This window comes from Rathayibacter rubneri, from assembly GCF_023743255.1.
In the GTDB taxonomy this organism is placed as follows: Bacteria; Actinomycetota; Actinomycetes; order Actinomycetales; family Microbacteriaceae; genus Rathayibacter; species Rathayibacter rubneri.
Genome location: NZ_JAMRYM010000126.1, coordinates 1 through 7,958 on the forward strand (window position 1 = coordinate 1; position 7,958 = coordinate 7,958).

Here is a 7,958-nt window from a genome sequence, read left to right on the forward strand (position 1 = left end):
GTCGCCGGGGGGGTCGGCGGCGGGGGGGGGGGCGTCGGGCGGGCAGGCGGTGAGGCCGAGGGCGAGGGCGGGGAGGGGGAGGGTGGAGCGGGAGCGCACGGGGTCCTGTCGAGGGGGAGGAGACGGGGGCGGTCAGGCGGGGACTGTCAGGCGGGGACCGCGACGGCACGGGGGCGCAGCGGCGCGGTGGCCGCGCGGAGCGCCCAGGACAGGCCCGAGACCGCGATCGCCGTCGCGGCGACCGACGCCCCCGCGGCCGTCGCCGCGTGCCACGAGACGAGGAGGCCGACGAGCACCGAGAGCACGCCGAGCACGGCCGCGAGCACCATGCGGGTCGGGATGCGGGTCGTCCAGTGCCCCGCGGCGACCGCGGGGGCCAGGAGCAGGCCGACCACCAGGAGCGAGCCGACGGCCTGGTACGAGGCGACCACCGCCAGAGTCACGAGCCCGACGAGCGCGGCCTGAGCGGAGCGCGGCCCGAGTCCGAGGACGGACGCGATCCGGTGGTCCAGCGCGAGCGCCACCAGCGAGCGGTGGAAGACCGCGGCGACGACGAGCCCGGCTCCGGTCGCCACCGCGAGCAGCGCGATGTCGAGGGGCGCGATGGCGAGGATGTCGCCGAACAGGATCGACGTCGCATCCGTGGCGAAGCTCCCCGAGTGGCTGATGACGATGACGCCCAGGGCGAGCATCGAGACGAAGAGCATGCCGATGCTCGTGTCGTACGACAGCCGGCCCCGCCGCTGCAGGGCCGCGATGCCGAGGCTCATCGCCACGGCGCTCGCCGCCCCGCCCACCAGCACGGGCGCTCCGAGCACGGTCGCCAGAGCGACGCCGGGGAGCATGCCGTGGGCGAGAGCCTCGCCGAGGAACGCCATGCCGCGCAGGACGACCCAGGTCCCCACGACGCCGCACAGCACGGCGACGAGCGCTCCGCCGAGGAGGGCGCGCTGGAGGAAGTCGAGCGCGAACGGCTCGAGGATCCCGGTGAGGAAGAAGGGCATGGTGAAGGACCGTAGCTGATAATGAGAACGGTTATCAACCTGCTACCGTCGGACGGGTGTCCCCCCGCGTTCTGCACTCCGCCCCTCTCGTCAGCCTCCGGGGCATCGACGTCGACTTCGGCGAGCGCCGGGCCCTGGCCGGCCTCGATCTCGACCTGCCGACGGGGTCCCTCACCGTGATCGCCGGGCCGAACGGAGCGGGGAAGTCCACGCTGCTCGAGGTCGTCGCCGGCACCCGGACGCCCACCAGGGGCACCCGCACCGCCCCCTCCGCGATCGCCTTCGTCCCCCAGCGCACGGCAGTCTCGGACCGCCTGCCGGTCACCGTCCGCGACGTCGTGACCATCGGCGTCTGGGGCCGGACCGGCCGATGGCGGCCGATCGGAGCGGAGTCGCGCGCCGCGGTCGCCGCCGCCATGCAGCGTCTCGGGATCGCACCGCTCGCGAGCGAGCCGTTCGCGGTGCTGTCGGGCGGCCAGCGGCAGCGGGCACTGCTCGCGCAGGGCCTGGCCCGGGGCGCCGACCTGCTCCTGCTCGACGAGCCCACGACCGGGCTGGACGCCGCGAGCGCCGAGCGGATCCGCGCGATCCTGCGTGCCGAGGCCGAGCGCGGCGTTGCGGTGGCATGCGTCTCGCATGATGCGGCCGTGATCGCCCTCGCCGACCGCGTGGTGCGGCTGGTGGACGGGGTGCTCGAGCCCCCGAACTGAGGCTGCGCGCGGGGATGCGCGGGGGACGTGGGAGATTAGGGGCATGCCGCGAGCGACGACGATGCAGGACGTGGCGCGCCTGGCCGGCGTGTCGACGAAGACGGTGTCGAACGTACTGTCGGGGTACGTGCACGTCTCGGAGCGCATGCGCGTACGCGTGATGGCCGCAGTCGAGGAGCTCGACTACGAGATCAACGTCTCGGCTCAGGCGCTGCGATCGGGGCGGACGACAGTGCTCGGCCTGGCCGTTCCCGAGCTGAGCCAGCCGTACTTCGCCGAGCTCGCCGACGCCGTCATCACCGCGGCGCGCGAGCGGGGCTACACGGTCCTCATCGAGCAGACGGACGTCTCGGACAGCGACGAGATCGCCGTCGTCGCCTCCATGAAGCGCCACGCGATCGCGGGCCTGATCTACAGCCCGTCCGCCGTCGCTCTCGGAGACGTCACCCGGCTCGACGCGGAGTACCCGCTCGTGGTCCTGGGCGATCAGCGCGTCGAGAGTCGGGCCGACCATCTGGTGCTCCCCGACGTGGAGGCCGTCGCCGCGGCGACGGAGCACCTGATCGGGCTCGGCCGTCGCCGGATCGCGTTCCTCGGCGCGGCGCACGAGGGGGCCACGGGGACCGGGGCGCTGCGACTCCAGGGCCACCTCGAGGCGCTGGCCGCGGCGGGCCTCGCCCTCGACCCCGGTCTGATCGTCGGCACGCCGCTGTGGCACCGGACGGAGGGGGCCCAGGCGGTGGAGCACCTGCTCGGCCTCACAAGTCCGATCGACGCGATCGTCTGCTGCAACGACGCTCTCGCGCTCGGCGCCATGGGTGCGCTGCAGCGAGCGGGGCTGCGCGTGCCCGAGGACGTCGCGGTGATCGGCTTCGACGACATCGAGGACAGCCGGCACTCCACACCGCGGCTCTCCACCGTGTCTCCGCACCGCACGCTCCTCGCCCGCCGCGCGGTCGAGCTCCTGCTCGGCCGGATCATGGGCGAGAGCGCGACCGAGCCGGTCGTCGAGCAGCTCGGCTTCTCCCTCCTCCTGCGCGAGTCCACGACGGGATCGCCCGCCTCCTGACTCGGCCCGTCGGCCCTGTTGACAGGGCGGCCCCCCTGATCTAAGTTCAAATTTACATCGATGTAAATTCGATGCCCCTCCTCTCCCGACGCACGACGCCAGCGATGTCGCGTGCAGATTGCAGGTGCTCAGTGAAGAAGCTGACGGCCGCCGCAGCGGTCCCCCTCCTGGCCCTCGGCGCCCTCGCCGGATGCTCGAGCGAGACGGGCGCGGACAGCTCCGGCCCCGTGTCGCTCACGTTCTGGCACGGCTACACCGAAGCCGACGGCGAGGTCCTGGACTCGATCGTCGAGGACTTCAACGCCTCGCAGAGCGACGTCACGATCTCGACCGAGACGAAGACGTGGGCGGTCATCGACGACACGCTCCTCCCCGCCCTCTCGGCCGACAGCGGGCCGCAGATCGTCGCGATGCCCGCCGAGCGGCTCCCCGTCTACGCCTCGAAGAAGGCGCTCGTCGGGCTCGACGACTTCTACAGCGCCGAGGACAGCAACACGGCCGACCTCAACCCCGAGGCCGTCGCGATGGAGACGGTCGAGGGCGAGAAGTTCGGCGTGCCCACCGGCTTCGTGCCGCTCTCGGTCTTCTACGACAAGGCGAAGCTGGCCGCCGCCGGGGTCACCGCGTTCCCCACGACCTGGGACGAGTGGGTCGACGTCGCGAAGAGGACGACCGTGGACGAGAACGGCGACGGCACGCCCGAGCAGTACGGCCTGGCGCTCCCCGACCACTCCACGGTCGGCAACGGAGTCTGGCCGAGCCTCTTCGAGGGCGGTGGCGGCTCCGTCACCTCCGAGGACGGGACGGACGCCGTGCTCGACTCTCCCGAGAACGTCGCGACCCTCGAGTACTGGTCGAACGCGGTGACCGAGGACAGGATCTCGCCCACCGGCCTCGACGGCATCGCCGCCGACGAGCTGTTCACGTCGGGCAAGGCCGTCATGCACATCGGCGGCCCCTGGATGGCGAGCCTCGCCACCGACGCGGGCATCGACTACGGCATCGCCGCGATCCCCGCGGGCCCCGTCGAGCAGGCAGCGTCGGCTATCGGAGTGTCGATGGCCGTCACTGCGCAGAGCTCCGACGCCGAGATCGAGGCGGCCGAGCAGTTCTTCGCCTACTTCAACACCAGAGAGGTCGCCACGGCCTGGTCGCTCGGATCCGGCTGGCCGGCCCTGCGCACCGACGTCAGCGCCGAGGACGTCGCCGAGAACCCGGTGGTCGCGAGCCTGACCGAGATCGCGCCGACCAGCCGCGCCCTGCTGCCGGGCGTCGTCAACAGCACCGACGTGCTGTCCGCGATGGACGAGGCCACGCAGAAGGCCCTCGCCGGCGGCGACCCGCAGGAGCTGCTCGCCACCGCCCAGAAGGCCGCCGAGAGCGCGCTCGCCGAGTAGGCCCACCGAGGTGCGGCGGCGGACCCGCCCGAGCGCCGCCGCGCCTTCCCCACGCCGGACGATCCCGACCGGCGGACCCCGCACGAGCCCGATCCCCGGACACGGAGACCCCATGACCACCCATCAGCTCGACCGCCGACGCCGCTACCGTCCGCCGGCACCGCTCGGCGGCCGCACTCCGCTCGCCGGGAACCTGCGTCGGCGGCTGGTCGTCGCCGGGTTCCTCGCCCCGGCCCTGATCGTGCTGGCGGCCTTCGTCGCATGGCCCATGCTGTCGGCCCTCCAGCTCTCGTTCACCGACGCGAGCGGCTTCGGCAGCGCGGAGTTCGTCGGCCTCGACAACTACGCCCGGGTCTTCACCGCGCCCTCGATCGTGCAGGCGATGGGCAACACCGCTCTGTACGCCGTCCTCTTCACCCCGATCGCGATCGGCGTGGCGCTGCTCCTCGCCCTCGCGGTGAACGCCGAGCAGCTGCCGTTCCGCGGGTTCTTCCGCACGGCGCTGTTCTTCCCGTTCATCGTCTCGCTCGCGGTCGCCGCGTTCGCCTGGTCCTACCTGCTCGATCCGCAGATCGGACTGCTCAACTACTGGCTGCAGGTGGTCGGGGTGCGACTGGGCGACGTCCTCCAGGACCCGGTGCTCGCCATGCCCACCGTCGTGCTCGTCGCCGTGTGGAAGACGTTCGGCTTCTACATGGTGATCTTCCTCGCCGGCCTGCAGGACATCCCGAAGAACCTGTACGAGGCCGCGCAGCTCGACGGCGCGGGAGCGTGGAAGCGCTTCACCCAGGTGACCTTCCCGATGCTCTCGAAGACGCTGGCCTTCGTCGCCGTCGTCGCGCTCATCGCCGCTCTGCAGGCCTTCGATCAGATCTACGTCCTCACCGGAGGCGGCCCGTACCGCAGCACGCAGACGATCGTGATGGAGATCTACCAGTCCGGCTTCAAGGACCTCGAGCTCGGCTTCGCGTCGGCGCTCTCCTACGTCCTGCTCGTCGTCACCCTGCTGCTCAGCCTGATCCAGTTCGTCTTCTTCGGACGCCGAGGAGAGGACACCGCCTCATGACCACCGCCACCGCCGTGCGGGCGAGCGCTCCGAGCCGACCCGTCACGAGGACCCGGCGCGTCGGCCCGGTCGGGCTGCTCTGCTTCGCCGGTCTGCTCGTCGCGACCCTCGTGATCCTGCTGCCGATCATCGTCATCGTCCTGACCGCCTTCAAGCCGGTCGCCGAGGTCAACGCGTTCCCGCCGACGCTCGCCCCCTCGGCGTGGACCCTCGACAACTTCCGCACGATCTTCTCCGAGCTGCCGTTCGCCCGGCTCATCGGCAACAGCGTCCTCTTCGCGGGCGGCGTCACCGCGTTCGCCCTCGTCTTCGACTCGCTCGCGGCGTACGCCCTCGCCCGGATCGACTTCCGGGGATCGAGGATCCTGCTGATCGCGATCATCGCCAGCCTGATGATCCCCTTCCAGGCCACCCTGATCCCCATCTACCAGCTGGTCTCGGACCTGGGCTGGGTGAACACGTTTGCCGGACTGATCGCGCCGCGTGCCGCCGACGCGTTCGGCATCTTCTTCCTGCGCCAGTTCTTCCTCTCGCTCCCCCGCGACCTCGACAACGCCGCCCGGATCGACGGAGCCGGCGAGTGGCGGATCTTCCGCAGCGTGGTGCTCCCGAACGCCGTCCCGGCGCTGCTGACGCTGGGCATCTTCACGTTCGTCAACAACTGGAACGACCTGCTGTGGCCGCTCGTCTTCACCACCGACAGCGAGATGGGCACCATCACCTCCGGACTGACACTGCTGACCGGACCGGGCGGCATCATCCCGCAGGGCGTGATGATGGCCGGCGCGCTCATCGCCGTACTGCCGCTCGCAGTGATGTTCCTGCTCGTGCAACGGCGTTTCATCGAGAGCGTCGCGAGCTCGGGACTGAAGTGACCGACGCGCGCCCCGACTCCGCCCTCCGACCCCCGACCCACGACGAGGACCCCATGACCTGGTACGCCGACGGCACCCTGCACTTCGGACTCGGCATCGAGGACACCTTCGTCCCGCAGGCGCGGCCCGGGGAGCGGCCGATCGACGAGTACGAGCTGACGCAGCACTACGAGCAGTACCCGACCGACCTGCTGCTCGCCACCGAGGTCGGTGCGGAGTTCGTGCGCTGGGGAGTGCCCTGGCACCGGGTCGCCGCCGAGCGCGGACGATGGGACTGGAACTGGGTCGACGGGGCGCTCGACCGCTTCGCCGAGCTCGGCCTGCGTCCGGTGATCGACCTGCTCCACTACGGCACCCCGCTGTGGCTCGAGGACCAGTTCGCCCACCCGGACTACCCGGACCACGTCGCCGAGTACGCGCAGCGCTTCGCCGAGCGCTACGGCGATCTGGCGACGGACTACACCCCCGTCAACGAGCCCGTGATCCACGCCCTGTTCTCGGGCGAGTACGCGTACTGGCCCCCGTACCTCTCCGGCGCGACCGGCATGGCGAGGATCGCCGCCGCGCTCGCGCAGGGCTTCGTCAAGACGCAGCGCGCGATCGCGACGACCCTCGGATCCCGCGCAACGTTCGTGCACGTCGACGCGGGAGTCCGCTACTCCGGTGCGGTGTCCTCAGACGAGCACCGCGACACCGTCGCGCGTCTGCGCCACCAGGTCTTCCTCGTCGAGGACCTCGTGACGGGCGGAGTCGGGCCGCAGCACCCGCTCCTCCGCCACCTCGAGCAGGGCGGTGTGGACGACGCCCTGCTCGACTGGTTCCGCTCGAATTCGGTCCGCCCCGACGTCATGGGAGTCAACTACTACCCGCTGCACTCGACGGAGGTGTTCGAGCCGGGCGTGCACCACAGCGGCGGCTTCGCTGATCCGCGCCCCTACGAGGACGCCGGCGCGGAGGGACTGAAGGAGGTCCTGCGCACCTGGGCCGACCGGTACGGCGCCCCGGTGATGCTGACCGAGACCTGCGTCACCGGGTCGGTGGACGCGCGGATCGCCTGGCTCGACCAGTCCGTCGCCGCACTGCACGAGCTGCGGGAGGAGGGCACGGACGTCGTCGGCTACACCTGGTGGCCCCTCTTCGACATGTACGAGTGGACGTGGCGGCACACCAGCGCACCGCGCGCCGACCACCTCCTCACGATGGGCCTCCACGACCTCGTCGAGACGCCGAGCGGGCGCCTCGACCGCCGCAGGAACGCGGTCGCGGACCGCTACCTCCGGCACGCGCGCGCCGCGGGGCCGCGAGGCGGGAGCGGCCGTTCGCCGGCGGACGAGCCGCTCGCGTCGCGGCAGTGAGGGCGGCCGGCCGCGGTGACCGCGCGACCCATGCACGTCTGCTTGTATGAGCAGATGAGAGAGGATCTGGAGCCGGCCGCCGAGCTGTTCAAGGTGCTCTCCTCGGCCTCCCGCCTGCGACTGCTGCGCGAGCTGGAGAGGGAGCGGTCGACGGTGGGGAGCCTCGCCGAGCGGACCGGGCTCTCGCAGCCCCTGGTGTCGCAGCACCTGCGCACCCTGCGGTCGGCAGGGCTCGTCGCGGTCGAGCGGATCGGCCGGGAGGCGCACTACTCCGTCGCCGACACGCACGTCACCCGCATCGTCGACGACGCCGTCCGCCACGCCCTGGAGGGCTGAGGGCCCTCGATCCGGTGGGGGATCTCGAAGCTTCTATTTGTCAAGGTCGGCAGAGGTGGGGGAAGAGTTCGCGGCAGAGGGCTCTTTTGAGGAGGCGGAGGGTGTCTTTGGTGGTTTTGCCTGCGGCGAGGTGGGCGTCGCGGTAG

At 71.5% G+C, this 7,958-nt stretch carries 8 protein-coding genes; 7 read left to right on the forward strand and 1 reads right to left on the reverse strand.

The window, feature by feature from the left end:
- Positions 1 to 146 precede the first annotated feature (146 nt).
- Positions 147 to 1,004 carry a zinc ABC transporter permease AztB gene (aztB, locus tag NB037_RS17630; protein ID WP_251948102.1) on the reverse strand — a complete coding sequence of 286 codons (858 nt, stop codon included), beginning with the start codon at positions 1,002 to 1,004 and terminating at the stop codon, positions 147 to 149.
- A gap of 56 nt (positions 1,005 to 1,060) precedes the next feature.
- Here aztB and aztA point away from each other — a divergent pair, with 56 nt between their 5' ends.
- From aztA to NB037_RS17665, 7 genes are all read left to right on the forward strand, one after another.
- Positions 1,061 to 1,714: a zinc ABC transporter ATP-binding protein AztA gene (gene aztA, locus NB037_RS17635; RefSeq protein WP_251948104.1), complete on the forward strand. Its 654-nt coding sequence runs from the start codon at positions 1,061 to 1,063 to the stop codon at positions 1,712 to 1,714.
- 43 nt (positions 1,715 to 1,757) lie between these two features.
- The gene (locus tag NB037_RS17640) at positions 1,758 to 2,783 is read left to right on the forward strand and encodes a LacI family DNA-binding transcriptional regulator (protein WP_251948107.1); all 1,026 of its coding nucleotides are present in this window, start codon (positions 1,758 to 1,760) and stop codon (positions 2,781 to 2,783) included.
- Between the two features lie 131 nt (positions 2,784 to 2,914).
- The gene (locus NB037_RS17645; RefSeq protein ID WP_251948109.1) at positions 2,915 to 4,180 is read left to right on the forward strand and encodes an ABC transporter substrate-binding protein; all 1,266 of its coding nucleotides are present in this window, start codon (positions 2,915 to 2,917) and stop codon (positions 4,178 to 4,180) included.
- Positions 4,181 to 4,292: 112 nt separating this feature from the next.
- Complete coding sequence (locus NB037_RS17650) at positions 4,293 to 5,246, forward strand: carbohydrate ABC transporter permease (RefSeq protein ID WP_251948111.1); 954 nt, start codon at positions 4,293 to 4,295, stop codon at positions 5,244 to 5,246.
- Positions 5,243 to 6,121: a carbohydrate ABC transporter permease gene (locus tag NB037_RS17655; RefSeq protein WP_251948112.1), complete on the forward strand. Its 879-nt coding sequence runs from the start codon at positions 5,243 to 5,245 to the stop codon at positions 6,119 to 6,121. The genes NB037_RS17650 and NB037_RS17655 overlap by 4 nt, the downstream gene beginning before the upstream one ends.
- Positions 6,122 to 6,174: 53 nt before the next feature.
- Positions 6,175 to 7,476, forward strand: a complete 1,302-nt coding sequence (locus NB037_RS17660) for a family 1 glycosylhydrolase (RefSeq protein ID WP_251948114.1) — start codon at positions 6,175 to 6,177, stop codon at positions 7,474 to 7,476.
- A 54-nt stretch (positions 7,477 to 7,530) separates the two neighbouring features.
- Positions 7,531 to 7,812 (forward strand): ArsR/SmtB family transcription factor, encoded by a 282-nt coding sequence (locus NB037_RS17665; protein WP_251948116.1) that lies wholly within the window; start codon positions 7,531 to 7,533, stop codon positions 7,810 to 7,812.
- The last annotated feature ends 146 nt before the right edge of the window (positions 7,813 to 7,958 follow it).

What these genes read in the sequence shown, in the direction of transcription:
- NB037_RS17650 (WP_251948111.1), top strand. Translation starts at nt 4,293, where the DNA reads ATGACCACCCATCAGCTCGACCGCCGACGCCGCTACCGTCCGCCGGCA.
- aztB (WP_251948102.1), bottom strand. Translation starts at nt 1,004, where the DNA reads ATGCCCTTCTTCCTCACCGGGATCCTCGAGCCGTTCGCGCTCGACTTC.
- NB037_RS17665 (WP_251948116.1), top strand. Translation starts at nt 7,531, where the DNA reads ATGAGAGAGGATCTGGAGCCGGCCGCCGAGCTGTTCAAGGTGCTCTCC.
- NB037_RS17660 (WP_251948114.1), top strand. Translation starts at nt 6,175, where the DNA reads ATGACCTGGTACGCCGACGGCACCCTGCACTTCGGACTCGGCATCGAG.
- NB037_RS17655 (WP_251948112.1), top strand. Translation starts at nt 5,243, where the DNA reads ATGACCACCGCCACCGCCGTGCGGGCGAGCGCTCCGAGCCGACCCGTC.
- NB037_RS17640 (WP_251948107.1), top strand. Translation starts at nt 1,758, where the DNA reads ATGCCGCGAGCGACGACGATGCAGGACGTGGCGCGCCTGGCCGGCGTG.